Raw genomic sequence first — 25,413 nt, 5'->3', positions numbered from 1 at the left:
GGGAACCTCCACGGCCCCCCCGAAACACGCCATGCATTTGAACCTCGCCGTCGCTGCCCTCTCGCTACTGACCCAGGCCACTGTGTCGCTGCCGTCGAGCCCGGATCGAGACCCGGGGCGCGTGCCTGGCCCCTACGACTTCCGCGACGCCACGACGCTGCTGGAGGCCGAGCTGCCGAAGCTCTCGGGAAACGTTGCGGTGCTCGTGCGCCAGAACGGTCGCGAGATCTATCGCTTTCAGCGCGGCACGATCGACTTCGACACGCAGACGCGGATGGCGTCGCTCACGAAGTCTCTGTCGAGCGGAGTGATCCTTGGCGCCGTCGAGGATGGGCTCTTGACGCTCGACGAGCGGGTCGGCGATGCGTACCCGCTGCTCTTCCCGCGCCCCGGCATCGGCGACGCGACCGTGCTCGACTGCTGGGCCATGCGCCACGGAATCGACGCGCCGCTCGCCTACGAACACCTGCCGTTCTTCACCCACTGGCAGTCGGTCGTGCAGATCGGCACCAACGGCTTCGTGCTCTTCCCTGCGGGCGAGCGGCTCGGCTACGACGGCGCAGGCATGCAGGTCACGGGCTACCTCGCGGCCCAGCGCGCCGGGCTCAGCTGGGAGGCCCTCGCGAGCCAGCGCATCCTGCATCCGCTGGGCATGAACGCGACCGACTACCTTCAGTTCACGCCGAACCCCTGCGTGCCCGGCGGCGCGCGCAGCACCGCGCTGGACGTGATGCGCTTCGCCGACATGATCCTCGACGAGGGCCAGTTCCGCGGCCAGCCGATCCTCCAGCCTGCTTCCATCGAGCGCTTCTTCACCAATCACACGCGGGGTCTCCCGGTGGAAGGCTCGCCGTTCCCCGCGATGCACCCGGACTACCCCTACGGCGTCGATCCCGACTACGGTTTCGGAGGCTGGGTGCTCGCCGAGCATCCCACGAGCCAGCACGTCGAAGAGATCGTCGGCGCGGGCGCGTGGGGAAGCTTCGTCTGGATGGATCGACGTCGCGGGCTGACGGCGGCGCTGATCACCGACGTACCTGCGGGCTCGCAGGCGTCGGTGAGAGCGTCTCTCGGTCTCTTCACGGTGGCGCGCGCGGCCGTCGAGGCGCGCCAGATCGAGGGGCTGCGGGCCGCTGCGAGCAGCGCCGGGGTGACGCTCTCGTGGACTCCGCCGGCGGGCGCGAGAAGCGTGCGCGTCGTGGGCTCCCAGGAGCCGATCCGGGACGTCTTCGATCTCCGGCACGCGGATGTGCTGGGCACGAGTCGCAGCGGGCAGCTGGTGGTGCCGCCCTACCCCTACTACGCTGCGACCGCTGCCCTGGGGAGCCTGCACAACAGCGCGCTCATTCCCGGCGTGAACTCCATCGCGCCATAGAAAGAGTCGGTACGGTAGCGGCATGAAGAAAACCGTGCTGGTGCCGCTGGCCGAGGGCTTCGAGGAGATGGAAGCCGTGATCCTCATCGACGTTCTGCGGAGGGCCGGGATCGAGGTGATCGTCGCGGGTCTCGAGGGAGCGGGGCCCGTGCTCGGGAGCCGCGGGATCACGGTGGTCGCCGAGGCCGACATGGACGAGATGACGGACCGCGCCTTCGACGCGGTCGCGTTGCCGGGCGGGCTCGGCGGAACGATCGCGATGCGCGATGACCCGAGGGTCGTCGCGGCGGTGCGAGCCAGCGCGGCCGCGGGCCGGCTGACCGCCGCGATCTGCGCGGCACCGCTCGTCCTGAAGAAGGCCGGTCTCGCCGAAGGCCGCACTCTTACGGGGCACCCGAGCGTGCACGAGGAGATGCGGGCCGCGGGCGCCACCCTCGGCGGCGATCGAGTGGTGCGTGACGGCGAACTCCTGACGAGCCTTGGGCCCGGGTCGGCCTTCGAGTTCGCGCTGGCGCTGGTGACCGACCTCGAAGGCGAGGCCAGGGCCGCCGAGATCTCGACGGCCATGTGCATGCCCTGACGGAAACGGGGCGATTCCGTCCGCGCTCTGAATTTCGGCGGCAGTAGAGGGCCATGAACACCTTCCAAGACATGCAGGTGGTGCTCCAAGGGCTCGCTGGCGGCGGCCGGCCTCGGGACCCAGGCCACGCTGCCGTTCCCGATGAAGTGGGAGAGCCCGCATCGGCAGTTCGTCGAGTTCTTCGTCTTCCCGCAGTGGGTCGACGCCGCGGCGCCGACCCACTGCCCGTATGAAGAAGGCGAGGGACCGTGCCCGTTCGATGGGCGCGGAAGGGGTCCGAGCGCTGATCCACTCGGCTCAGGCAGTCACCCATCGATTTCGTTTTCAGGGGTTTCGTGTCGGACCCGCACGAAGGTCCTCGCATGGGTCTGTACCGCGGAAGCGCAGGTCAGAGCCATGAACGAAACATTCGAGTACAAGAAGGCGCCTCTGGGGCGCAGGATCCGCCTCACGATCGACGACGAGGGCGCTTCGCTGGGCCGTGCCTCCGGCGCGCCCTCGGAGCGGCTGGAGTGGACGAATGCAACGGCGGTGCGGTACGGGGAGATCACCACGCGCGGCCTCACCTCGCGCTGGCTGGACGTAATGCAGCCAGGCGGGCGACTTCGCCTCCCTTGCAACACTTACGAATCGGAGGACCCGAACTCCGGTGACCTTGGGACCTATCACCGGGCGGTCATCGCGCTGCTGAACGGACTGGCCACCCATCGGCCCGACCTCCGCGCCCATCTCGGCACGGGAAGCGCCATGACCTGGGCGTTCTTCCTCATGGGGCTCACGGCGGCCCTCGCCGGGATCGGGCTCCCGCTCGCCGCGTGGCTGACCGACCAGCGGTCGTCCAAGATCCTGGAAGGCCTCTTGCCCTCCGCCATGCTCTTCGGATTGGGGCTCCTCATCGTCCGCCCGTTCGTGCCCTGGCGCCAGTCGGAGCCGATCCCGCTGAGCGAGCTCATGGAGATCCACGGCGCCTGAGGCCGGGCGGCCCGATAGAAGGCACCATAGAAGGCCCCATAGAAGGCACCGCAGACGGCGTCGCGCCGCCTCACAGTGAGAGCGTCCAGGATTCGGTGCCGGGATCGAATGCACTTCGACGGCGAGTCGTAGGGTGATGGATTCGTTCCCCATCCTTCCCGCCACCCCAGGAGCCCCCTCCATGTCTGACCGCCCCGTCTCCCAAGAGAAGAGCCTCGATCCCCTCGGTGGCTGGCCCATGCTGGGAATGCAAGCGCTCCTCTTCCTCGGCGTGATCGCCCTCTTCGCCCTGGGAGGCGGTCAGCTCGACCATGGGGATAGGGCCGTGGGTGCCACCTTCATGATCTCGGCCGTCCTGATGCTGGTGATCAGCCTCTTTCACCTGAACGGCTTCTTCATCGTCGACCCGAACCAGGCGCGGGTGCTCGTTCTCTTCGGCCGCTACCGCGGCACCGTCCGGCAAGACGGTTTCTTCTGGACCAACCCGTTCACGTCGAAGCGCAAGCTGTCGCTACGCGCGCACAACCTCGACGGTTCGAAGCTGAAGGTGAACGACCTCCTCGGCAACCCGATCGAGATCTCCGCCGTCGTGGTCTGGCGCGTCCAGGACACCGCGCGCGCATCGTTCGACGTGGAGGACTACGAAGAGTACGTCCACGTCCAGTCCGAAGCGGCGCTCCGGCACATGGCCACCAAGTACCCCTACGACGATCTCCAGGCGGAGGGCGCGGAAATCACCCTGCGCGGCTCCACCGACGAGGTGGCGGAGGAGCTGGAGAAGGAGCTGACCGGCCGACTGAAGGAAGCTGGCATCGAAGTCATCGAAGCGCGCCTCAACCATCTTGCCTACGCCCAGGAGATCGCGTCCGCCATGCTGCAGCGCCAGCAGGCCGGCGCGATCATCGCCGCGCGCGCCCTCATCGTGGAAGGCGCGGTCAGCATGGTCGAGGACGCGCTGGATCAGCTCGCCCGCAAGAACGTGGTGACCCTGGACGAGGACCGCAAGGCCATGCTCGTGGGCAACCTCTTGGTGGTGCTCTGCGGCCAGGAGAGCGTGAAGCCGATGCTGAACACGGGCCCGGGAGGGATGTAGGAGTCAGCGTCTACTCGTGATCCTGCGGCTCGGCCCGTCTCTTTCGGACGCGCAACGAGCCGCTCATCAAGAGGCCCCCCGACGGGCGGAAGCCGATCACTCGCATCAGGACCGCGCGGCGGCCGAGCATCAGTTCGTTGCGTTGCTCGGGAACGAGAACGGGGAGCGCGAGGGCGACCAGCACTCGGAGGCCCATGCTGAAGGCGAAGATCAGGCGCAGATCGGCTCCGGGGATCGTCGCGAGGAGGGCGGCGCCCGCGAGGCTGCCGCCGAGCTGGGCGGCGCCGTTCAGGAGGCTCTGGAGCGCGAAGACGTGGGGCCGGATTCCGCGGTAGGTGCGGTTGAGCAGGAGGCTGAAGAGCGAGAGTTCGTAGGCCGCCCACGAGAGACCCGAGAGCGCCTGACCCACGAGCACCCAGCCGAGTCCCTCGGTCCAGAGGTACGGCAGCGGAATGATGCCGACGATCAACGCGGCTACGAAGAAGACCGGGCGCGGGCCCATCTGGTCGACGACGCTGCCCCAGCGGGAGAGCACCAGGACCTTGACCGCGATCACGATGGTCGTGGCGGCCGTGTACTCGAGGTAGGTGAAGTGCAGCTCGCCCAGCATGAACGGGGCGAAGTAGGGGCTCGCGACGTAGACCGCGAAGTAGAAGATCGCGTTGGCCAGGATCAGACGGACGAGACCGCGGCCACTGGCGGTTCTCGTGAACTGCGCGGCTCGCTTGATCGGCGTGAGACCGCCGAAGCGGGGCTCGGGCGTTGCGAAGTGGAGGGCCGCGGAGCCGAAACGGAAGAGGGCGGCGAGGCCGTAGATGAGCGCGAAGCCAGGGCTACCGGCACCGTCGGAGGCGATCACCGTCCTGGCTTCCAGCGAGTTCAGGACGAGACCGCTCGTGAGGATGGCTGCGAACGTGGCCCCGTAGATCCATCGGTTGCGCCCGGCGAAGTAGCGACCGCGGACGTCCTCTGGAACGAGATCGCCGAACCAGGAACTCCACGCGGAGCCGCCCGACTGGCCGAAGAATCCGTGGAGCGTGGCCGCCACGATGAGCAGGATCGGGGAGGAGAAGCCCGCGTAGGTCGCGAAGGAAAGACCCGCAAGACCGAGGGCCTGGGCCAGCGCGGTGCATGCCACGAGGGGCTTCCTCGCCCTCATCCTGGCGAGCAGCACCACGCCGAGCAGCGGACCCAGCGAGCCCACGAAGAGCGGCACCGTCACGACCAGCGCCTGCTCCAGGCGCGAGGCGGAGAGCCGGATTGCGTCGGCAAGGAAGAAGGCCTCGCTCAGGCCGACCATCATCGCGAACGCGATGCCCTCGAGGACGGAAAGGCGCATCCCGCGCTTCACCACCTCATCGGAGAGCGGCCCGCGGCGGAGCGTCCCGCCTTCGGCCTCGCTCGTGCCTGGGGCTGGGGCTGGCTTGGGACTCGGCTTCACGGCGGAGACGGTAGCAGCGAGTCAGCGCGATGGAAGCCGCAAGTCCGAGGCCTCTTCCCACGCGACCTGAATTCAGTCGCTCTGCTTCTTCAGGTGGTACTCGCCGATATCGGGGATCTCGAGGATGAGCGTCTCCGGGCTGCGCATGTTCGGCTCGAAGCGCAGCGTGGGAACGATGCTGGTCGCCTGGTAGCGGGCCCAGATATGGGTACGGAAAACCTCATCACCGCTGGGCTTGCCGACCTTGCTCCGGCTCGTTCCCTTCGCTGGCGAATCGTCCGCCACGGCGAAGCGCATGCGCGGGACGCGCTCCGGCACCACGACTTCCTTCGCCGGATCCTTGTCCGCGCGGCGTAGGAGCAGCGCCTTGCCCCCGTCGTCGCCGCCCGTCACCTCCAGTCCAGGCCCGACGGCTCGGACGACCAAGGTGATCCCCTGCCCATCCCCGTACTTGCCCTCGCATTTGGCCAGCACGTTCGACTTCCAACGAACGATCGCCGGAGGCCCCTGAACCTCTCGCCCATCCGACAGAAGGAGGCTCGCCACGCTCCTGGCGATCTTGAAGGAGTGAACCTCGGTCGAACTGGAGAACACCACCACCGCGGCGTCATTGTCCGGGTAGCAATCCACCGTCGTGTGAAAACCCTCGACGTCGCCGCCGTGCCAGATCTGACGATCGCCGCGCACAGAACGCATGATTCGCCATCCAAGAGGGCCGATCACGCCGTCTTCCTTCAGCATGTCCCTCGTGGTGGACTTCTTGAGAAGCTCTCCGTCGAGAGCGGCGCGCGCGAGCTTCCAGAGTTCTTCGACGTTCGTCACGATGCCGCCCATGCCGCGATAGCGATAGTCGTAGGCACCATAGGGGTGCTCCGCCGCGTGACGCAGCGGGGTGTCGCCGGAGTAGCCGATCGCCTGCTTCTCCAGCGGCCAGAGATCGTCGCCTGTGAAACCGGTCGCTCCCAGCTCGGCCTTCGCGAAGAGACGGTGGCGCAGGAAGTCGAGGTAGCCTTCCTCGGTGACGTGGTCGATGAGGCCGGCGAGCAGCGCGTAGCCCTGGTTCCAGTACTCGTACGCGATGCCTGGCTCCTGGAGAGGCGCCTCGGCGAAGGCGCTTTCCACGGCCGCTTCGAGGTCCGTACCCGTGGTCACGCCCTGGCTGCGGCCCATTCCTGACGTGTGCGAGAGCAGATGACGAACGGTGATGTTCTTCCGCGCTTCCGGCACGCCCGGCAGGTACTCGGCGATCGACTCGTCGAGGTCGATCTTTCCGTCCTCCACGAGCGCCAGGATCGCGCAGGCTGTGAAGGGCTTCGTCACCGAGGCGATCTCGAAAACGGTGTCCACCTCGCACGGGATGCCTTTCGCGCGATCGGCCTCACCGAAACCTCGATGCAACACGACGCGGCCCTTTTCTTCGATCAGTATGGCCCCGGACCAGCCGAAGAACTCGCAGCGTTCGAGGTACGCCTCGATCGCCTGGAGGGCCTTCTTGTCCGCAGCCGGTGAATTCGGCTCGGGAGGTAAAGGCCGTGTCACCACGGAAGAGAGGATCGAAAGGCAGAGGGCAGCGAGCATGGACCGGATGTTACCGGTGCGGCTTCCGCCCTCCGCAAGGCCCGTGAAAAAGCTGGGACAGCTTCTCCAGGAAATGTGCCTGCCCCTCTTCCGTAGCTCCGACCTTGCGGCAACGCTTGTCCGCCCGGTTCACGCTTCACCCGATTCTTTCCACTCCACCGAAATGACTTTGCGATCCCCCCGGCCCGATCTCCGCCTGCGCTGGCACTCCCTGGCAGTACTCGGCCTCGTCGGCCTCACGTCGGCTTCCTCCGCTGGCGCGACGCCTCCGGTCACCCAGGAACCTGGACAGGCCGGCATGCTTCGCTACCCCGATGTCAGTGCGACCCAGATCGTCTTCGTCTATGCGAACGATCTGTGGCTCGTCCCGCGTGAAGGCGGCACGGCCCTGCCGCTCGCCAGCCCGCCGGGCGCCGAGAGCAACCCGCGCTTCAGCCCCGACGGCCAGACCGTCGCGTTCAGCGGCAACTACGACGGGGACAGCGACATCTACACGGTCTCGGTCGCGGGCGGCGTCCCGTTCCGGGTCACCCACCACCCGGGCGGCGATCAGTTCACCGAGTGGACCCATGACGGCCGCCTGATCTTCTCGACCTCCGCGTTCTCGGGCCAGCGCCGCGCCCCCAAGATGTTCACGGTCTCCAGCGAAGGCGGCATGCCCGAGCAGGTTTCGATCCCCTACGGACTCAACGGCACCATCCACGCGGACGGAAAGCGGCTCGCCTACACGCCCAATGCTCGCGACAGTCGAAACTGGAAGCGCTACGTCGGCGGCACCGCGAGCGACGTCTGGATCTTCAACCTCGAGGACAAGTCCTCGCGTCGCGTCACCGACTGGGAAGGCACGGACAGCTTCCCGATGTGGCACGGCGACGATCTCTACTACGTCTCCGACCGCGGCCCCGCCCACCGGCTGAACGTGTGGAAGTTCGACACCGCGTCCGGCGAACACGCCCAGGTCTCGTTCTATACGGACTACGACGTCAAATGGCCCGCCATCGGGCCTGGCGACAAGGGTCAAGGGGAAGTCGTCTTCCAGAACTACGCTGGCCTCTTCCTTCTGGATCTCGGCACTGGCGAGACGCGGCAGGTGGACGTCGACATCCCCGGCGCGGAGGAGTCCGTCCGCGCGCGAATGGTGGACGTTTCCGACGAGGTCCAGAACATGGGCATCTCCTCGACGGGCAAGCGCGCGGTCGTCGAAGCACGCGGTGACATCTGGACGCTGCCTGCGGAGAAGGGCAAGCCAAGGAATCTGACCGCGTCGGACGGCGTCGCCGAGCGCGACCCGTCCTGGAGCCCGGATGGCCGCTGGATCGCCTACTTCTCCGACGAGAGCGGCGAGTACGAGCTGTACGTCAAGCAGTCCGATGGGCGCGGCGAGACGAAGCAGCTCACGAGCGGAACCGAGGGCTTCAAGTACGCGCCCACGTGGTCGCCGAACTCTGAGAAGATCGCGTTCAGCGACCGCTCGGGCACGATCTACCTGCACGACATCACCGCGGGCGTCACGAAGACCGTCGACAAGAACGAGGGCGCCGAGTGGGGTGTGCCGCTGAACTGGTCCCACGACAGTCGCTGGATCGCCTACACGAACCTCGCCGAGGATTCGGATCGTAGCTCGGTCGTGCTCTACGACAGCACGACCGACGAGAAGCACCGCGTCACGAGCGACATGTTCGAGGACAGCAGCCCGGTCTTCGACCGACAGGGCGACTTCCTGTATTTCGGAAGCGTCCGGAACTTCGGCGGCCAGCAGGGCTCGATGATCGACTCGAACTACGTCTACACCGACGGCGAGGTGCTCCTTGCGGTGCCGCTCCGCAAAGACGTCGAGTTCCCCTGGACCCCCAAGATCGACGAGGAGACCTGGGACGACGAAGAAGCGGGCAAGGACGCTGACGCTGAGAAGGCAGACGACGAGCCGAAGGACGAAGAGTCCGATGAGGACGGCGACGACGAAGACGACGCCTCCAGTCCACCAGACGACGGGGTCAGCGGGAGCTGGAGCGGCACGATCAACCTGCCGGGCGCGGGCGACCTCGACATCTCGATGACGCTGAAGCTCGACGGAAGCACCCTCAGCGGCAGCGCGACGGTTCCGATGGGCACGGCCTCCATCCAGGGCGACCTCGATGTGGCCTCCGGAGACTGCAGCGGCACCCTCGCACCGGACTTCGGAGAGGAAGTGACCTTCACCGGGACGATCAAGGACGGAAGCCTGCAATGGGACATCGACACCCCCGACGGCAAGGCCACCGCGAAGGCCGAGCGCTCGGCGTCGGCCGAGGACGAAGGCGATGGCGATGGCAAGAAGGGCAAGAAGAAGAAGGAGCCCGCCAAGGTGGTCGAGATCGACCTGGAAGGCTTCGAACACCGCGCTCTCCAGCTCCCCATGGCCCCGGGCAACTTCGGTAGCCTCGCGGTCAACGACAAGGGCCACCTGATGTACGTCCGCCGCGGCAAGGGCATCAAGGTCTACGACATCCACGGCGATGACCAGGCCGAGAAGGACGTCACCGGCGGCAGCGGTTTCCATCTCTCTGCCGACGGCAAGATGATGCTCACCGGCGGCGGCTCGAGCCTCTCGATCGGCAAGGCCGGCGAGGGCAGCTCACCCAAGGGAGTCCAGAAGAACGGCATGGAAACACGGATCGACCCGCGCCAGGAGTGGCCGCAGGTCTACCGCGACTCCTGGCGCTTCTTCCGCGACTACTTCTACGCCGCGAACATGCACGGCGTCGACTGGAACGCGGTCTACGAGCAGTATCGTCCCATGATCGACTTCTGCACGACGCGCGAGGACGTGGACTACGTCATGCGTGAGACCGTGGCCGAGCTCAACGTCGGTCACGCGTACGTGCGAGGCGGCCCCATGGAGCGCGGCCCGCGCGTCGGCGTCGGCTTGCTGGGTGCGGACTACTCGCTGGAGAACGGCGCATACCGGATCTCGAACATCGTCGAAGGCGGCGTGTGGGACTCCGACGCGCGGGGCCCGCTCAGCATGCCCGGCGTCGACGTGAAGGAAGGCGACTACCTGCTCGCCGTCGACGGCACGGCGCTCGACGTTTCGATGGATCCGTGGGCGGCGTTCGTCGGCAAGGCGGGCGAGGTGGTCGAACTGACGGTCTCCGACTCCCCCACGATGGACGACAGCGCGCGCAAGGTGCTCGTGAAGACGCTCCGTAGCGAGGGCGACCTCCGCTACCGCGAGTGGATCGAGCAGAACCGCGCCATGGTCGAGAAGGCCTCGGGCGGCCGCGTCGGCTACATCTACGTTCCGGACACGGGCCAGAACGGCCGCAACGACCTGTTCCGTCAGTTCTACGGCCAGGCGCACATGGACGCGCTCATCATCGACGAGCGCTGGAACGGCGGCGGCCAGTTCCCGAACCGCGAGATCGAGGCCCTCGATCGTCCGCGGACGAACTACTGGGGCCGCCGCTGGGGTCGCTCGATGGCGACGCCGGGGGATTCCCACCAGGGTCCGAAGTGCATGCTGATCAACCGTGACGCGGGATCGGGCGGCGACATGTTCCCGTACCTGTTCCGTCAGGCCGGCCTCGGCAAGCTCATCGGAACGCGCACCTGGGGCGGCCTCGTCGGCTACTCGGGCAGCCCGCAGCTGATCGATGGCGGCACGCTCGCCGTCCCCTCCTTCGGCTTCTACGAACTCGACGGTTCGTGGGGCGTCGAAGGCCACGGCGTCGACCCCGACATCGAGGTCATGGACGATCCGGCCCTGATGCAGAACGGAGCGGACCCGCAGATCGCGGTCGCCGTCCAGCAGATGCTGCAGGAGCTCGAGGACGGCGCCTACGCGGCGCCGCCGCGCCCGGCCGACCCCGATCGCCGCGGAATGGGCCTGCCTGAGTCGGATCGCTGATTCGAATTCGACCAGCGTGTCATCAGCAGCGGCCCCCAGGGAGTTTTCCCCGGGGGCCGCGCTTTGTTACTGGAACTGAATTTCCAGCGCGTTGGTGAAGTTCGACGTCACCGAGCCGCCCACGAAGTCGCGGTGCCAGGTCTGGAAGTTCCAGGTCTCGCCTGCCGCGACCGAGACGAAGCCGGTCGGCTGCGGCGTTTGCGCCAGGTTCAGCGTGAGCGAGAACGAGCCGCTTCCGCCGCTGTTCTGCACCTGGCCGGGACCGACGTAGCGCCCGACGGCGCCGAGGACGCAGAGATTGCCCGCGCTTCCGCCCGGATTCATGGCGAAGCCCTGGGTCTGACTGGTGATGAAGAAGCCGAACGCGTTCGTCGGAAGGCTCGATGCCAGGAGCGTCACGTCGTTGTCCGCCGCGACAGCGCTGCCCGATGCGGTGAGGGAACCCGCCTGACCCGTGCTGTTCGCCACCGCCGTGCAGTACGGTGATCCAGGGCCGCCGGCGCCGGTATCGAGAGAGAAGAAGCCCTGACCGAGCACCGTCCCAGCGCCGTCCTTCACCGTGATGACCATGTAGAACGTGCCAGCGCTGGAGAGAAACGCGTCGTCGTTGCCGAACGTGTTCACGAACGCGTCGTCGTCGAAGAGACCGTTTCCATCGAGATCAACCGGATCGCCTTCGCGGCAGATCTCGGTCGTTCCATTCAGGATCAGAACGCCATTGCGGAGCTCATCGGCGTTGTCCGTGACTCCGCCGATCACGTAGTCTCCGTTCGCGTTGCCCACATGAAGGTAGAAACAGTCGCCGAAGGTAGCGTCGTCCCACAGCTCGGTCGCGCCCGGCGTGATCGGCATGCCGAGCGTGGCCACCACGACACCGTTCCGGACGACCCAGTCCTGCTCCGTGACGTCGTTGTTGCCGCGCGCGAACCAGTTGCCGCCCGGGTCCATGTGCACGCCCACGATTCCGATGTTGTCGATCGGATCCGTGAAGCCGGAGCCCGGAATGATGGTGCCCTCCTGCAGGACGACGCTGCCGTTGACGAGCACGACGTCGTCGGTCGCGATGGGTCCCGTCAGGTCCCCTTGAACGAGCCAGCTGGAGCCATCCGGCGTGATCCAGAAGTCGCCGAAATCGAGCGTCTCCATGAACTCGGTCCCGCCGGCGGCCTGGCCAGGAGGGATCGTGACGCCAGCCTGAACGAGCAGCGTGCTACCGACGATCAGGAGTTCGTCCTGGCCCGCCACCACGGTCCCGTCGACTCCGTCGGCGCTGAAGCCCGACGTGCCGTCGGCGAGCAGCACCGGTGAGTCGAGGGAGTCATCGTAGGTGTTCCCGGGGAGAGCCGCGATCGACTGGCCCTCCATGGCCGAGAAGCCCCATACGCCGCCCACGTTCGTCACGATGTAGTCGTCGGCCGTCGCAGGGCCGTCGGTGTTCGTGGCGAAGGTGAAGTCGCCGGCGTCGTTGACGGCGCAGTTCTGATCGATCGTGCCGCAGTTCTCCACGCCGCCGGTCCAGGGGCCTGGCTGGCCCTCCTGCTGAACGAGCACGCCGTTGACGAGGACGACCTCGTCGTCGGCTGTTGCGAGGTCGGTGAGCGCGGTCAGGATCCAGTTGCCGTTCGGACTTCCATAGACCCTGTCGATGTTCGTGGTGGACGTCCCCGGCTTGAAGCTCACGCCCGGGAGTCCCGGGACGCCAGCCTGCGGGAGGCCCGGGATGTTCGTGTAGATCAGGGTCGCGCTACCGGCGGCGGCGCTGCTCGGCGCAGCGCTGGTCGGGGCGACGGCGTGGTTCGGAGCCCTGGGCGCGGTGGACGCTCCGGTGGGGTCCAGGTCCTGGGCGCCAGCGGTCACGGCGAAGGCGGCCGCGAGCAGGGGAGTCCAGAACAGGCGGGAGCGCTGTGAAGAGTGTGCTAATTGCATGGGGACGAAAGGCGAGAGGAAAGACCGGCAGGAGCCGCCTGCCGGATGGGGCAATGGGCCCGCTCGGCGGCGGACACATTCCCCAAAGCTACCTCATTCGTCCCGAATTCAGGTGTTCTGGGATCGTGCGCTCCCTCAGATGTCGCTCGGCCCGTTGGGCTCCGGCGTCGACGCCATGCGATCCAGCACCTCGTCACGCTGGCCCTCGAGCTTCTTCGGCTCCGACCGCTTGCGCCGCTTCGGGCGGTCAGGCACGAAACCACGCATCGCGTCCAGCTTGCCGTAGCAGAGGAGCTTGTCGCCCGCCTCCAACTCGCGCGCCTCGCGCGGATTCGAGATCACCTTGCCGCCCCGCGCGAGGTTCAGAACCTGGATGTCACGGTCACGCAGTCCGGAGTCGGCGATCGTCTTGCCGACGAGCGCCGTGCCCGCGGCCACGTAGATGTCGGCGACGCCGTAGCCCGCTGACACGGTCAGGCGCTGACGAACGTCGAGTTCCGGGAAGTCGACCTGGCTCGCCATGTACGCGACGATCTCGCCCGCGATATCGAGACCCGTCGCGCCTTCGATTCCCTCGAGTCCAGGCGAGGAGTTGACCTCCATGATCTGGGGCCCGTCATTGCCCTCCAGCATGTCCACACCCGCGACCCGCAGACCCAGGATCTGGGCGGCGCGGACGGCGGTCTCGCGGTACTCCTCGTCGAGCTCGACCGGCTCAGCGATCCCGCCCCGGTGAACGTTGCTTCGGAACTCGTCGCCCTGGGCCACGCGTCGCATGGCGGCCACCACTCGATCCCCCACGACGAACGCCCGGATGTCCTTGCCCTTGCTCTCGGCGACGAACTTCTGGACGAGCACGTTCTGGCGCGCGCTCTGGAGCGTCTCGATGATGGCCTCGGCGACCTTTGTCGAGTCGGCCAGAATCACGCCGACGCCCTGGGTGCCCTCCAGGATCTTGATGATGACGGGTGCGCCGCCGATCCGATCGATCGAGGGGAGCACGTCGTTCTTATCGCGCACGAAGGTCGTGTGCGGGATGCCGACGTCGTGGCGGCTGAGGATCTGAAGCGAGCGGAGCTTGTCGCGTGAGTTCCCGATGCCGCTGGCCGTGTTCGGAGTGTAGACCTCCATCTGCTCGAACTGACGGACGACGGCGGTGCCGAAGTACGTGATCGACGCGCCGATCCTCGGGAGGATCGCGTCGTAGCTACTGAGCTGCTTCGAACGAAAATAGAGGTCCGGATTGTTGTGCTGGATATCGATGGCGAACCGCAGCGTATTCAGCACTTTGACCTGATGACCCCGCTCGATCGCCGCCTGTTTCAGGCGGCGCGTGCTGTAGCAGTTGGGTGCGGTCGAGAGGATGCCGAGCTTCATGGGGGCGGTGGTTCTGGGGGGATCGAATGGGAGGTCTCGGGGGATCGCGATCGAGAGGCTCTCGAAAATGAGCGCGACCGTCGCGGACCTCGGTCCGAGACGGTCGCACAATCGAGTGAGTGCTGCCTAAAGATCGACGGGAATTCCCGGTGCGCTAAGGCGAGACCTGCGCTTGATAGCGCGCCTCGAGGTCCTGGATGTCCTCCTCAACCCTTGGGTGATAGGGTCCGAGAAGCCAGCCACTCTGCCGGTTCCCGAGGAGCTCCCAGTTCGCCCGGGCCGCGATCCCACGGCTCGGATCGGACACCGACGTGGCGATCTGATTCGCGAGAGCGCCCGCGAGCATCCCCACGATCCCGCCTCCGCCCGAATTCGAGTTCTGTACCTGCACCGTGCTGCCCGACCAGAGGCTGACGCCCGTTCGAGCATCCACGAGCTCGCCGCTGATACCGATTCGGGTGCTGGACTGAATGATCTGATAGCTCGTTCCCCAGTCCGTCACCTTGAGGTACAGGATCGCGTCTGGATCGAAGATCTCGATGAGCTTCGAGACCGGGACCGAATGCATCTCGAACGGCGTGGGCAATCCGTTCTGTCGCATCACCGCGTCGACCAGGGCCACGGGAAACACGTAGTAGCCTGCCTCGGCCAGCGGCCTCGTGACCGATGCCAGCGTGCCGTAGGTGGCGGCTGTTTCGACCGTCTCGTCCAGCGGCGGTAGAACCAGGATCGAACGCGGCTGCGCCGAGAGGAACGCCTCGGTCACCGGAATGGTGTTCGATTGGCAGGAAGAACCCAGGAGAAGGCCCACGAGGCTCAGCAGAGCGAGGAAGGGGCGCCGACCCTGGCCCATGGCCGGGCACGTCATGGGCGTGCCCCCATTCGCTCGATCAGCCCGTCGATGAACGTCGTGCTCTCGGGATAGAGTTCACGCTCGGACTCGAAGGCAGCACGAGCCGTATCGAGCTCGCCGCGCATCGAGTAGAGCAGCCCCAGATGGGCATGCATCCCCGGAGGGATCGCTCTGCCTTCCTGACGCGCACGTTCCACCGTCTGGGTCAGCGAGTCGATCTGGGCATCCACGTCCGCTGCTCCCTCCGCATGCGTCAGGCTCCACACGGAGTCCTCGTAGCTGCCCCAGGCGTAGAGGCTGCGCCCGCGCTGCTGACAGGCCGTCAGCGCACAGACCGCTGCGGCGACGACGAAGGTGCGTCTCATCGCATCGACTCCGAGGGATCCCACTCGCCCATCTCGATCGAGCGCACCAGCTTGTTGACGGCGTCCGTGACGGCGAGGTTGAGGACCTTCCCGTTGAGCGTCGAATCGTAGCCAGCGTCGGAGCCGAAGCCGAGGACCTCGCGATCCGACAAGGCGTACTCGCCCGCGCCCTGAACCGAGTGCACGATGCGCGAAGTGCGCGCGTCCACGACATTGAGCGAGACCTTGCTGTAGGCGGTCTGTGTCTTTCCGCGTCCGAGGACGCCGAAGAGCTGCTTGTCGCCCACCGATTTGCGGCCGAACTCGGTCACCTGGCCCGTCACCAGAAGGTTGGCGCCAGCAATCTGGAGCTCCTGGCCGCTGAAGCCCGCCTCCTGGTTCATCGCCTCCAGGTTCTCGCGATCCAGGAGGTCGAACCGGTTCGTCTGGCTGAGATGGGTCTTCAGGATCGTGCGGGCCTGGTTCCCGAGCCGGTCCTGGCCGTCGCTGAAGATCCCCCGCATGTACGGGGAGGCGTTGTTGAACTTGCCGACCGAGAGGGCCGCGCGGGGGCCGCTGTAGCTGGTTCCGTAGCTCTCGACGGTCTGCGTCTCCAGGACGCGGGACGATTCGGTGCCGCGGCAGCCTGCCGCGAGGAGGACGACGACAGCGGGAAGGGCGAGGCGGACGATGGGTCTGGACATACGAGTCTTGGGGTGGTGATGGGATGGGGCCTCGAGTTTCAGGGAAGAGACTCGCCCGCGCCCACGGCAAAAGCGTGGGAATGTGTCTCGGTGGGCTAAGATTGCAGGGAACGACCCGGCGAACGAACCGCCGCCCCAAGCGCCCATGAACCAAGCCACCCCTGTCGAAGGTCCCTCCCCATCGCCCGTTCTGGGGCCCACCCCCGCGGTCCCGCTTCCGGACTTCGGCGACACCGAGAAGACCTTCAGCCACCTTTCCGACGGGGAGCTGAAGTTTGCCGGACGGCTATTTGGACTCATGGGCCGAAGCTGGCTCAGCGACAATCTCTCGAGGCTTGGGACGTGGGCTGTTCGCTGGCGTCTCCCGTTGGCCGAGTGGGGCGTACGCAACACCATCTATCGCCAGTTCGTGGGCGGCACGAGCCTGCAGAACGCGCTCCCTACGATCGAGCGCCTCTTCGAGCGCGGGGTCACGAGCATCATGGACTACGGAGCCGAAGCGAAGTCCTCGGAGGCGGACTTCGATCGCTTCCGCGACGAGATCCTGAAGGCTGCGAAGCTCAGTGGATCGACCGAGGCGGTCGACTCGGTCGTGGTCAAGGTGACGGGCCTCGCGCCGAACGAGCTGCTCGAACGATCCAACGAACGGACGATCGACTTCACGGCGGACCAGGACCCCGAATTCCAGCGCGTCATCGAACGCCTCGACCAGGTCTGTCGCGCCGCCTCGGACAGCGGTATCGAGATCTACATCGATGCGGAGGAGACCTGGTTCCAGGGGACGATCGACCAGCTCGCCGACGAGATGATGAGGCGCTACAACCGGGAGCGCGTCGTCGTCCTGAACACGTTCCAGCTGTACCGGCACGACCGGCTCGCGTTCCTGAAGTCGAGCCACGAACGAGCCCGGGAGCACGGCTACCGGCTCGGCTGCAAGCTCGTGCGGGGCGCTTACATGGAGAAGGAGGCGGCACGGGCGAAGGAGCGCGGCTACCCCACCCCCATCCAGCCGAGCCTCCAGGCAACCCACGACGACTACAACGCCGCCGTCGAATACTGCGTCGATCACATCGAGGAGATCTGCTCCCTCGCAGGCACCCACAACGAGGAGAGCGTCCGTCGCCTCACCGTTCTTCTGGACGAGCGCGGCATCCCGCGGAACCACCCGCACGCGCGCTGCGCGCAGCTCCTCGGGATGAGCGACAACCTGACGTTCAACCTGGCTGCCGCTGGTTACAACGCGTCCAAGTACATGGTCTATGGCCCGGTCTCCGAGGTGCTCCCGTACCTCGTCCGGCGTGCCCAGGAGAATACCTCGGTCACCGGGGAAATGGGCCGCGAGCTGAAGCTCATCAAGGACGAGCTACGCCGCCGGCGTCGATCATGAGCCTGGCAGCAAGGCAAGGCCAGTGATCCAGCGGCGAGATTCTCACTCGCCGCTGGACCAGCCCCATGGCAAGCACGGCTTCACTCCTCGCCGCAGTCGGACGTGAAGTTCACGTTGATGTCGCCGTGGAATCCGGGGGGGATCACCAGCTGGGGGCCGTTCGTGGGCTGCTGCACGATCTGGACGTCCATCCAGCCCGATGCGCCGTAGTCGACGTTCTTGCCGCTCGCGCCGGGTCCGACCTGGAAGGACGGGCCCATGCGCTCGTAGTAGAGCTCGGCGCCCGCGAACGCATCGAGTCCGTACGCGCGGCCGCTGAAGGTCTCGTAATAGCGCCACGTCGAGGGGTCGATCATGCCACCGGACGAGATGTAGTACGGAGTCTTGAGCTCCAGCTTCGGACTGTCCGTGGGCGGGTGGTTCGCCATGCCAGGGTCGACGCGGCCACTGAAATCCACCTCGACACGGAAGCGCTTGTGCGGCTCGTTCGGTCGGTAGATTTCGCCGGTCAAGCGCGCGGTTCCGTCCGGGTTCTCGACGAAGGGCGCTGGGCCCTCGAAGACGAAGTCCGTGCCGATGCCCGGGAAGTAGAAGCCGTGGTCGCCCGAGGTCGTCGTGGCCTCCGAATCGAGCATGGCTTCGGTCACGCAGACGCCGCAGCCATCGCCGAGGTCCACGTTGAAGTCCGCCCCCGAGATCTGGAGCGCCGGTCCGGTGCTCGGCTGGCTCAGGATCTCCGTCGTCAGCCAGCCGGAGGCACCCCAGCGCTCGTTCGCGCCGCTCGCCCCGAAACCGACCTGGAAGGACGGCCCCATGCGGCCGAGACGAATGCGCGCTCCGTCGTGCTGGCCGAGCCCGATGAATTCTCCGCTCGTATGCTGGTAGTAGCGCCAGCGCATGAAGTCGATCGGTCCACCCTGGTCGGCGTACTGCGCGGCCATGAGGTCGCGCTTCGGACTCTCCGAGGGAAGGTCGTCGCCGTCCATGGGAGACGCCATGCTGCTGAACTCCAGCTCGACCGCGAAGCGACAGTCCCCGCCCGCGATGTCGTACAGGACGCCCGAGAGCGTGGCCGAACCGTCGGGCCGCTCGTAGTAGGCGGCCGGGCTCTCGAAGTCGAACCACTGGGAACCGACGCCGCCGATCCAGAAGGCCGCGGAGCCCGGCAAGGTCGAGATCGCCGAGTCACGCAGCGCCGTCGTGGCGCACGTGGAGCAGTTCTCGTTGAGGTCGAGGTTGATATCACCGTGGGGCAAGGACGCGGGGAGTGAGATCCCGGTGGTCGGCTGATCGATCAGCGTGACCTCCAGCCAGCCGGCCGCGCCGAAGCCCAGGTTCTTGCCGTCCGCGCCGTCGCCCACCTGGAACGCCGGGCCCATGCGAGCCACGTGAACCTTCGCTCCTGCGAGAGCGTCCAGGCCGATGAGGTCACCGCCGAAAGTCTCGTAGTAGCGCCAGCCGCGCGTGTCGACCGGGCCGCCCTGCTCGGTGAAGCTCACCGGCGTGAGCTCCTTCTTCGGCGAACCCGCGGGCGGGTAGCCCGCCTGACCCGGATCGATGCGACCGGACAGCTCGACGAGCGCCTGGAAGCGCCAGCCGGGACGCGTCGGGCTGAAGAGCGTGCCGCGAATCTGCGCCGTTCCGTCCGAGGACTCCGCGAAGGCAGCGCCCGGCTCAAACATGAAGTCGTGGCTGATGCCCGGCAGGTAGAAAGCGTGTCCACCCTGGTACTTGGCCACCGCACCGTCGTAGCGAGCCGCCGATGCACAGGTCACGCAGTCGTCTTCGAGGTCGATGTTGATGTCGCCGTGGGTGAAGCCCGCGGGCAGATTCGGTCCGGAATCGGGCTGGTGCACGACGCTCACGTCGAGCCAGCCGCACGCGCCGTAGCGCTCGTTCTTGCCGCTCGCGCCGATGCCCACCTGGAAGGCCGGCCCGCGCCGCTCGATGCGAATGCTCGCGCCGCGAAGGCGCCCGAGGCCCTGGAGCTCACCGAGCGTGTTGCCGTAGTAGTGCCAGCCGTTCGGATCGACGAGGCCGCCGTTTTCCGCGTAGGCGCCGGACTTCAGCTCGAGCTTCGGGCTGCCCGTCGGCGGGTAGCCCGGGGCCTGCGGGTCGATCCGGTCGGCGAGGTCGACGCCGACCTGGAACTGCATGGTCGGATCGGTGCGCGAGAAGGCGATGCCCTCCAGTCGAGCGCTGCCGTCGGCGCGCTCGACGAAGCTGGCGCCGGGCTGGAAGACGAGGTCCGTGGCGAGGCCCGGAATCCAGATCGCGTGGCCGCCGCTGTAGCGCGCTGCGTCGCCCTTCAGAGCCGGCATCGCGCAGGAGCTCGTGCCCGACTCGTCGAGGTCGATGTTGATGTCGCCGCCGGTCGTACCCGGAAGCGTCACGCCGGTGGTCGGCTGGGCGTTGACGACGGTATCGAGCCAGCCCGCGCCGCCGAAGCGCCCGTTCTTGCCGCTCGCGCCGAAGCCGATCTGGAACGCGGGGCCGCGACGAGAGACGCTGACCTGTGCACCGCTGAAGTCGCCGAGGCCCACGAGCGTGCCCTCGAAGCCCTCGTAGTAGTGCCAGGTGGCGGGGACGATCGGTCCGCCATGGTCCACGTACGAGCTGGTGTTCAGCTCGAGCTTCGGGCTTCCCGCGGGCGGGAAGGCGGCGTCGCTCGACGTCACGCGACCCGTGAGATGGAGATCCATGTGGAACGACCGCGCTGGGTTGCCGGATTCCACGAGGACGCCGGCGAGGCGCGCCGTCCCGTCCGGGCGCTCGGTCAAGCGGCCACCCGCGGTGAAGACCATGCGCTGGGAGATGCCCGGGAGGGTCACCGCGTGCGTGTGGCCGCTGCCGTGGAACGGCTCCTCCGACCGAGCCGCGGAAGCACGCGCCACGGTGTCGGCCTGGAGCGTGAAGGAGATCGAAGCGGCGCCGCCAGCGGGAACGTCCGTGCCGCTCGCGCGGTGCCAGAGAAGGCTCGCCGAAGCGCCGTAGTAGGCGTTGACGCCGTTGGCGCCCTCGCCGACCTGGAGGACCGTATCGGGCTCGAGTTCGAGCGTGAGGTTCGTGCCGGACAGGTCACTGAGACCCGTGAGAGATCCCGCGAATCGGCCGAAGCCGATCCAGCGGTCCGGGTCGATCATGCCGCCCTGGGCCTTGTAGGCCACGGGCTCGAGGGCATAGCGGAACTCGGCGCCGCCGAGGTCGGCGGGGAACCTGCGGATGCCTGCCTGGAGGTTCAGCTCGAAGCGACGGTTGCGGTCACCCGCGTCGGCGAGCTCGGCGATGAGCCGGGCCGTTCCGTCCTCGTAGTCGAGCCACTGCTGGCCGCCGACGAACACGAAGGTGCCCTCGATGCCGTCCAGCACCAGAGTCGTGGCCTCCGCGGCGCTGATCGAGTCGTCCACGCGCGCGTTCGAGGGCACGAACGACCCGGTAACGGTGAGAGCGGGCGCCGATGGATCGGAAGGAGAAGGGGAACTCTTGGAGCCGCAGGGCACACCCATGAGGATGATCCCCGTGAGTGCGCAGCCGCTGAGGACAAGACCGATGGGCCCGCGAGGGCTGTTGAACATGCCGGGAGTGGTCATGGCGGACCTATCGAGCGCCCGAAGAATTAGATTGAGACCCGAGGCGGAAATCCTTTCCCGCGACAGGCTGGCTCCTTCCGGCCGCGACATTTCGGAAGTCATGGACCTGAAGCGGCGGCCATGCGATCGAAACGGGCCCGGGAACGACCCTGCGCGAGTCCCCCGACGTTCTGATAGCCTCCCCGCCCTTTCCCGGTCGCCATGGTCTTCACGAGCACTGCCTTCCTCGCGTTCTACGCGGCCGTCTTCACGCTCTACTGGCTCCTGAGTCGTGCCCCCCGCGCACGCCAGCTCCAGAACGCCCTGCTCCTGGTCGGCAGCTACTACTTCTACGGGTTCGTTCATCCGTGGTTCTGCCTGCTGATCGCCAGCTCGACCGTCGTCGACTACGCCTGCGGCCTCGCCATGGGCCGGTTCCCGCGCGCGCGGCACGCCTGGCTCGTCGTCAGCCTCGCCTTCAACCTGGGGCTGCTGGGCGTCTTCAAGTACTACGACTTCTTTGCAAAGAGCTTCGCGGACGCCGCCGGGCTGTTCGGCTGGGAACTCCAGCCGATCGAGCTGCTCCTCGTGCTACCGGTCGGGATCTCGTTCTACACCTTCCAGACGCTCAGCTACACGATCGACGTCTACCGGGGCCAGCTCCAGCCGCGGCGGAACCTCTTCGACTTCGCCGTCTTCGTCTCGTTCTTCCCCCAGCTCGTCGCGGGGCCGATCGAGCGCGCCTCACGCTTCCTCCCCCAGCTCGAACAGGTGCGCCGCTGGAGCTGGGCCGCGCTCTTTCCCGCGCTGGAGCTCATCGTGGGCGGCTACCTCAAGAAGCTCGTCGTCGCCGACAACGTCGGGACCTACGTGGACGAGATCTTCGAGCTTCAGGCGCCGACGCTTGCGCTCCTCGCCGTCGGCACGCTCGGCTTCGCGGTCCAGATCTACGCCGACTTCTCCGCCTACACGGACATCGCCCGCGGCATCGCGAAGCTCCTGGGGTTCGACCTCATTCGGAACTTCCGTTCGCCCTATCTCGCGGTCTCGCCCTCTGACTTCTGGCGACGCTGGCATATCTCGTTCTCCAGCTGGATCCGCGACTACCTCTACATCCCCCTCGGCGGCTCGCGCGTGAGGACGCCGCTCGGGTTCCTCGGCGTGCTGCTGGTTTCCCTCGGGCTCTCCGGTCTCTGGCACGGCGCCGCCTGGAACTTCGTCCTCTGGGGCGTCTATCACGCGCTGCTCGTCTTCGCCTACCACCAGCTGAAGCTCGGCGGACGCTGGGAGCCGCGTTCGCGGCCCAGCCGCGCGATTTCGATCAGCGTGATGTTCGTCTGGACGCTCCTGGGCTGGCTACTCTTCCGCACCGGCGACATCGCCTGGCTCGGCGGGGCGCTGCGGCACTCGCCCGTCGGGATGTCCGGCGTCGACGGCTCGGCCGCCGCCTATACCCTGGCTCTCGTCCTTCTCTACTCCTCTCCCATGGCCGTTCAAGGCCTGGTGGAGCGGCTTCCGTCGGCGGCCGCGTCGAGCCTCGGCGCATTCCTGCGCGGCGCCTTCCTGGCCGCGGCGCTTGTCGCGATCACGCTCTTTGCGGGCGACGGATCCAACGACTTCATCTACTTTCGCTTCTGATGACGGACCCAACGAATCACCGGATCAGCGAGCCCGCCGGCTCCGCGACGGCTCGCGTCCTCGCCGGCCTCGCGGGAGCCGTGATCGTCGTCGCAGGCGCCACGTTCGCCGCGGGGCCGCCGCGCAAGGAACTCATCACCCACGACGACGCACTGCCCTATCGCACCGATCGGAAGGGACGGACGGACACCCCGTTCGAGATCCTTCTGGCGGAGCAAAAGCCCGAGGTCGTCGTCGTCGGCAGCTCCATCGTTGCCTGCGCCTTCGACGAGGCCGCGTTCGAGAAACAGATCGGCATGGAGGCGCTCGATCTAACGGTCGCGGGCTCGATGTCGGCGACCTGGTACCTCGTGATCAAGAATCGAATCGCAGCCGCGAATCCCCCGCCGAAGTACTGCATCCTCGGGTTCCGCGACACGTACCTGACCGTGCCGGAATATCGCGCGGACGGAGGCTACAAGCAGATCGTCGATCGCTACGTCGACGGCCCCGAGCCGCTGCTCGATCGCCTCGCCTACCTGTCGGACCTCGGGCCGCTGGAGTACACGCTGCGCCGCTACTGGGCTCCGGCCCAGCGAAAGAGCGAGATCGTGGAGCGCGTGGAGGGCTTCGTGAAAGCAGACGCCACGGGATTTCTGCTGGGCCACTCGCCCGACGAAATGCGCGCGGCAGTCGACGTCGTGTTCGCCGACGATCGCAAGCAGCCTTCGAAGCTGACCAAGAAGCAGCGGCGCGCGGCGAAGCTCGCGATGGGCAACTACTTCGACTTCGAATCGGAGCTGCCGGAGTCGTTCCTGCCAGAGATGGTGAGGATCTGCAGAGAGGCCGGGATCCAGCTGGTGCTGATGCGCATGCGACCGCGTCGGAACGCCGAGTTCCCGGACGACCGATCGCATTTCCCCACGGCTCTCAAGGTAGATCTGCCCCGCTACGAACGTGCGCTCGAGGCGTACCTGGCGTCCGAGTCGGTCCCGCTCCTCGATTTCTCGGAAGACGACCGGATCCCGTTCGAGTGGTTCGCCAATGGCGACCACCTGAACCGTGAGGAGGCACGCGTGGGCTTCACCGAGTTGCTCTCGGAAGCCTTCCTGGCGCTGGTGGCCCGACTCGAGGCCCAGAAGAAGGACTGACGCGGAGTGGGGAATTTGAGACCCTCTACTACGCTGGGTTAGTTTCCAGGAAACCTACACTCGCAATCGAAGGGATCCTGGACTTATGATTTGAGAGACTCACTCCTCCCTCTCTTCTCCCCGCCACGACGGATACCGCCTTGCCGACCCCACCGAGAACCATCCACTCGAAGACCGACAGTGTCGGAAAGAAGCCCGGCATCCCGGGACAGGGAGAACAGGAGCCCGGCACGGAACTTCGCGCGAGGGTGGAGCGCCTCGGAACGGGACTCGCCGAGTCGCTGGCGGCCCTCGTTGCCAACGTCCCCGGACGACCGAGCGGTCCACAGGCTCTGGGGCGCGCGCTCGGCATGACGACGGTGACGGCGAGCCGGCTGCTCAAGGCACTGTCGCAGCCCGACCCCATCGCCGTTCTCCAGCTTCTCCCGGGACCCAATCCCCTTCGGAAGATGGTCGAGTCCGCCGCCGAAGTCGGCACGCCGGGCGAGTACTGCGAGGCGGCCGAGATCCAGGTCACCGCCTTCGACCATCTCATTCGTGATGAAGCCGGCGACCGCGGCTCCCTGCGCGCCATGCTCAGCGCCTGGCTGCCGGAGGAACGGCGGGAGTTCGAGGGTCAACGGCGCCAGACGATCTTCAAGGCGCTCAACGAACTCGAGGGCGTCGCCTGCGAGTTCGAGCTGGCGAGCATGCTCCTCTTCCCCGGCAAGAAGAAGGAGAACCTGGACATCGTGAGCGTCAAGTGCCTGCTCGGAATCGACCGCATTCGCCCCGATGCGCCGGTGAAACTGGAGACCCGGCGCCTCGCCGACATAGACCTGGCGCCGGGCGAAAACTCGCCGCGGGTCCCCCTCAATCTCGACGGCGAGCCGGCGCTGGATGGCCTCCATACCGTCCGTCTCGACGATTTCTGCAACGCGCCCCCCGCGCCGCTCGTCGCGCGACAGTTCGGCAACCAGGTCGAGTACTCCCTCGGCCCGACTGGCTTTGGACGCGGATCCAAGGTCGATCTGGTCATCGCCGAGGTGAACCGCTCGGAGCCCGTGCATCGCAAGCCGAGCACCGTCCGGCCGCCCTATTTCTTCATGCTGCCGGAGATGCCGACTCGCCGCGCCGTGTTCGACCTCTTCGTGCACCGCGACGTGTTCGAAGGCTCGACGCCGAGCGTCCTCTCGTACAACACAAGTTCGCTCGGGCCGTCCGCGGCCTGCGACCCGGCGCGCCACCTCGACCAGCGCGACTGCCCCGAGCCCATGCAGCACCTCGGCACGGGGATCCACCGCGTGAGGATGCTGGAGTTCCCGCGGTACACGATGCTCCTGGAGCACGTGGGCGAGAAGCTTGGATGGAACCTGGACGAGTTCAGCGTCTATCGGATCGCCATGAGCTACCCGCTCGTCGGGCGCCAGCTCACGCTGGCTTTCCTCAACGGGGCAGCGGCGGACTCGTAGGGCTCTCGGTCGGAGAGGCCTCCGGGCGGAGCACAAAAAGGGCCTACCGGAAATCGTAGTCGCGGGAGAGGATCGGAGGTAACGGATCCGTTCCGCCCGACCTCTACCC

The 25,413-nt window shown here is 66.9% G+C and carries 17 protein-coding genes; 9 read left to right on the top strand and 8 right to left on the bottom strand.

The features are described from left to right. The first annotated feature begins 31 nt into the window (after positions 1–31). The 4 genes from Poly30_RS00915 to Poly30_RS00900 all read left to right on the top strand — a co-directional run bounded on the left by Poly30_RS00915 (position 32) and on the right by Poly30_RS00900 (position 4,020). Positions 32–1,375 (top strand): serine hydrolase domain-containing protein, encoded by a 1,344-nt coding sequence (locus tag Poly30_RS00915; protein WP_145194142.1) that lies wholly within the window; start codon positions 32–34, stop codon positions 1,373–1,375. A 22-nt stretch (positions 1,376–1,397) separates the two neighbouring features. Further along, the gene (locus Poly30_RS00910) at positions 1,398–1,955 is read left to right on the top strand and encodes a DJ-1 family glyoxalase III (protein WP_145194141.1); all 558 of its coding nucleotides are present in this window, start codon (positions 1,398–1,400) and stop codon (positions 1,953–1,955) included. Between the two features lie 396 nt (positions 1,956–2,351). Next, entirely contained in the window at positions 2,352–2,927 is a 576-nt protein-coding gene (locus Poly30_RS00905) for a hypothetical protein (protein ID WP_145194140.1), read from the top strand. Between the two features lie 181 nt (positions 2,928–3,108). Continuing rightward, the gene (locus Poly30_RS00900; protein ID WP_419190797.1) at positions 3,109–4,020 is read left to right on the top strand and encodes an SPFH domain-containing protein; all 912 of its coding nucleotides are present in this window, start codon (positions 3,109–3,111) and stop codon (positions 4,018–4,020) included. 10 nt (positions 4,021–4,030) lie between these two features. On the opposite strand, the gene Poly30_RS00895 is transcribed toward Poly30_RS00900, so the two are convergent. After that, entirely contained in the window at positions 4,031–5,461 is a 1,431-nt protein-coding gene (locus Poly30_RS00895; RefSeq protein ID WP_145194139.1) for an MFS transporter, read from the bottom strand. 72 nt (positions 5,462–5,533) lie between these two features. Beyond that, positions 5,534–7,039, bottom strand: a complete 1,506-nt coding sequence (locus Poly30_RS00890) for a serine hydrolase domain-containing protein (protein WP_145194138.1) — start codon at positions 7,037–7,039, stop codon at positions 5,534–5,536. Between the two features lie 163 nt (positions 7,040–7,202). Here Poly30_RS00890 and Poly30_RS00885 point away from each other — a divergent pair, with 163 nt between their 5' ends. Further along, a complete protein-coding gene (locus Poly30_RS00885; protein WP_419190796.1) occupies positions 7,203–10,925 on the top strand; it encodes a S41 family peptidase in 3,723 nt (1,240 codons plus the stop codon). A 66-nt stretch (positions 10,926–10,991) separates the two neighbouring features. Here the strand turns inward: Poly30_RS00885 and Poly30_RS00880 are convergent, their stop codons facing one another. The 5 genes from Poly30_RS00880 to Poly30_RS00860 all read right to left on the bottom strand — a co-directional run bounded on the left by Poly30_RS00880 (position 10,992) and on the right by Poly30_RS00860 (position 16,129). Continuing rightward, positions 10,992–12,851: a hypothetical protein gene (locus tag Poly30_RS00880; RefSeq protein WP_145194136.1), complete on the bottom strand. Its 1,860-nt coding sequence runs from the start codon at positions 12,849–12,851 to the stop codon at positions 10,992–10,994. A gap of 135 nt (positions 12,852–12,986) precedes the next feature. Beyond that, the gene (locus tag Poly30_RS00875) at positions 12,987–14,228 is read right to left on the bottom strand and encodes a RimK family alpha-L-glutamate ligase (protein ID WP_145194135.1); all 1,242 of its coding nucleotides are present in this window, start codon (positions 14,226–14,228) and stop codon (positions 12,987–12,989) included. A 154-nt stretch (positions 14,229–14,382) separates the two neighbouring features. Then, the gene (locus Poly30_RS00870; RefSeq protein ID WP_145194134.1) at positions 14,383–15,096 is read right to left on the bottom strand and encodes a GNA1162 family protein; all 714 of its coding nucleotides are present in this window, start codon (positions 15,094–15,096) and stop codon (positions 14,383–14,385) included. Continuing rightward, positions 15,093–15,446, bottom strand: coding sequence for a DUF4810 domain-containing protein (locus tag Poly30_RS00865; RefSeq protein WP_145194133.1), 354 nt, complete (start codon positions 15,444–15,446; stop codon positions 15,093–15,095). The genes Poly30_RS00870 and Poly30_RS00865 overlap by 4 nt, the downstream gene beginning before the upstream one ends. Then, positions 15,443–16,129: a CsgG/HfaB family protein gene (locus tag Poly30_RS00860; protein ID WP_145194132.1), complete on the bottom strand. Its 687-nt coding sequence runs from the start codon at positions 16,127–16,129 to the stop codon at positions 15,443–15,445. Before Poly30_RS00860 ends, Poly30_RS00865 begins: the two co-directional genes overlap by 4 nt. A gap of 145 nt (positions 16,130–16,274) precedes the next feature. Here Poly30_RS00860 and Poly30_RS00855 point away from each other — a divergent pair, with 145 nt between their 5' ends. Next, positions 16,275–17,516 carry a proline dehydrogenase family protein gene (locus tag Poly30_RS00855; RefSeq protein WP_419190795.1) on the top strand — a complete coding sequence of 414 codons (1,242 nt, stop codon included), beginning with the start codon at positions 16,275–16,277 and terminating at the stop codon, positions 17,514–17,516. Between the two features lie 80 nt (positions 17,517–17,596). Here Poly30_RS00855 and Poly30_RS00850 read toward each other — a convergent pair whose 3' ends face one another. Further along, entirely contained in the window at positions 17,597–21,091 is a 3,495-nt protein-coding gene (locus Poly30_RS00850; RefSeq protein ID WP_145194131.1) for a hypothetical protein, read from the bottom strand. A gap of 216 nt (positions 21,092–21,307) precedes the next feature. On the opposite strand from Poly30_RS00850, the gene Poly30_RS00845 reads away from it, so the two are divergent. The 3 genes from Poly30_RS00845 to Poly30_RS00835 all read left to right on the top strand — a co-directional run bounded on the left by Poly30_RS00845 (position 21,308) and on the right by Poly30_RS00835 (position 25,304). Beyond that, a complete protein-coding gene (locus tag Poly30_RS00845; protein WP_145194130.1) occupies positions 21,308–22,723 on the top strand; it encodes an MBOAT family O-acyltransferase in 1,416 nt (471 codons plus the stop codon). Then, complete coding sequence (locus Poly30_RS00840) at positions 22,723–23,853, top strand: hypothetical protein (RefSeq protein WP_145194129.1); 1,131 nt, start codon at positions 22,723–22,725, stop codon at positions 23,851–23,853. The genes Poly30_RS00845 and Poly30_RS00840 overlap by 1 nt, the downstream gene beginning before the upstream one ends. A gap of 140 nt (positions 23,854–23,993) precedes the next feature. Next, the gene (locus Poly30_RS00835; protein WP_145194128.1) at positions 23,994–25,304 is read left to right on the top strand and encodes a hypothetical protein; all 1,311 of its coding nucleotides are present in this window, start codon (positions 23,994–23,996) and stop codon (positions 25,302–25,304) included. Positions 25,305–25,413: the final 109 nt, after the last annotated feature.

The sequence above is a fragment of the Saltatorellus ferox genome (assembly GCA_007751475.1).
GTDB lineage: Bacteria > Planctomycetota > UBA1135 > UBA1135.
Note: the sequence above shows the minus strand (reverse complement) of the source record. Positions and strands in the feature narration are given on the sequence as shown.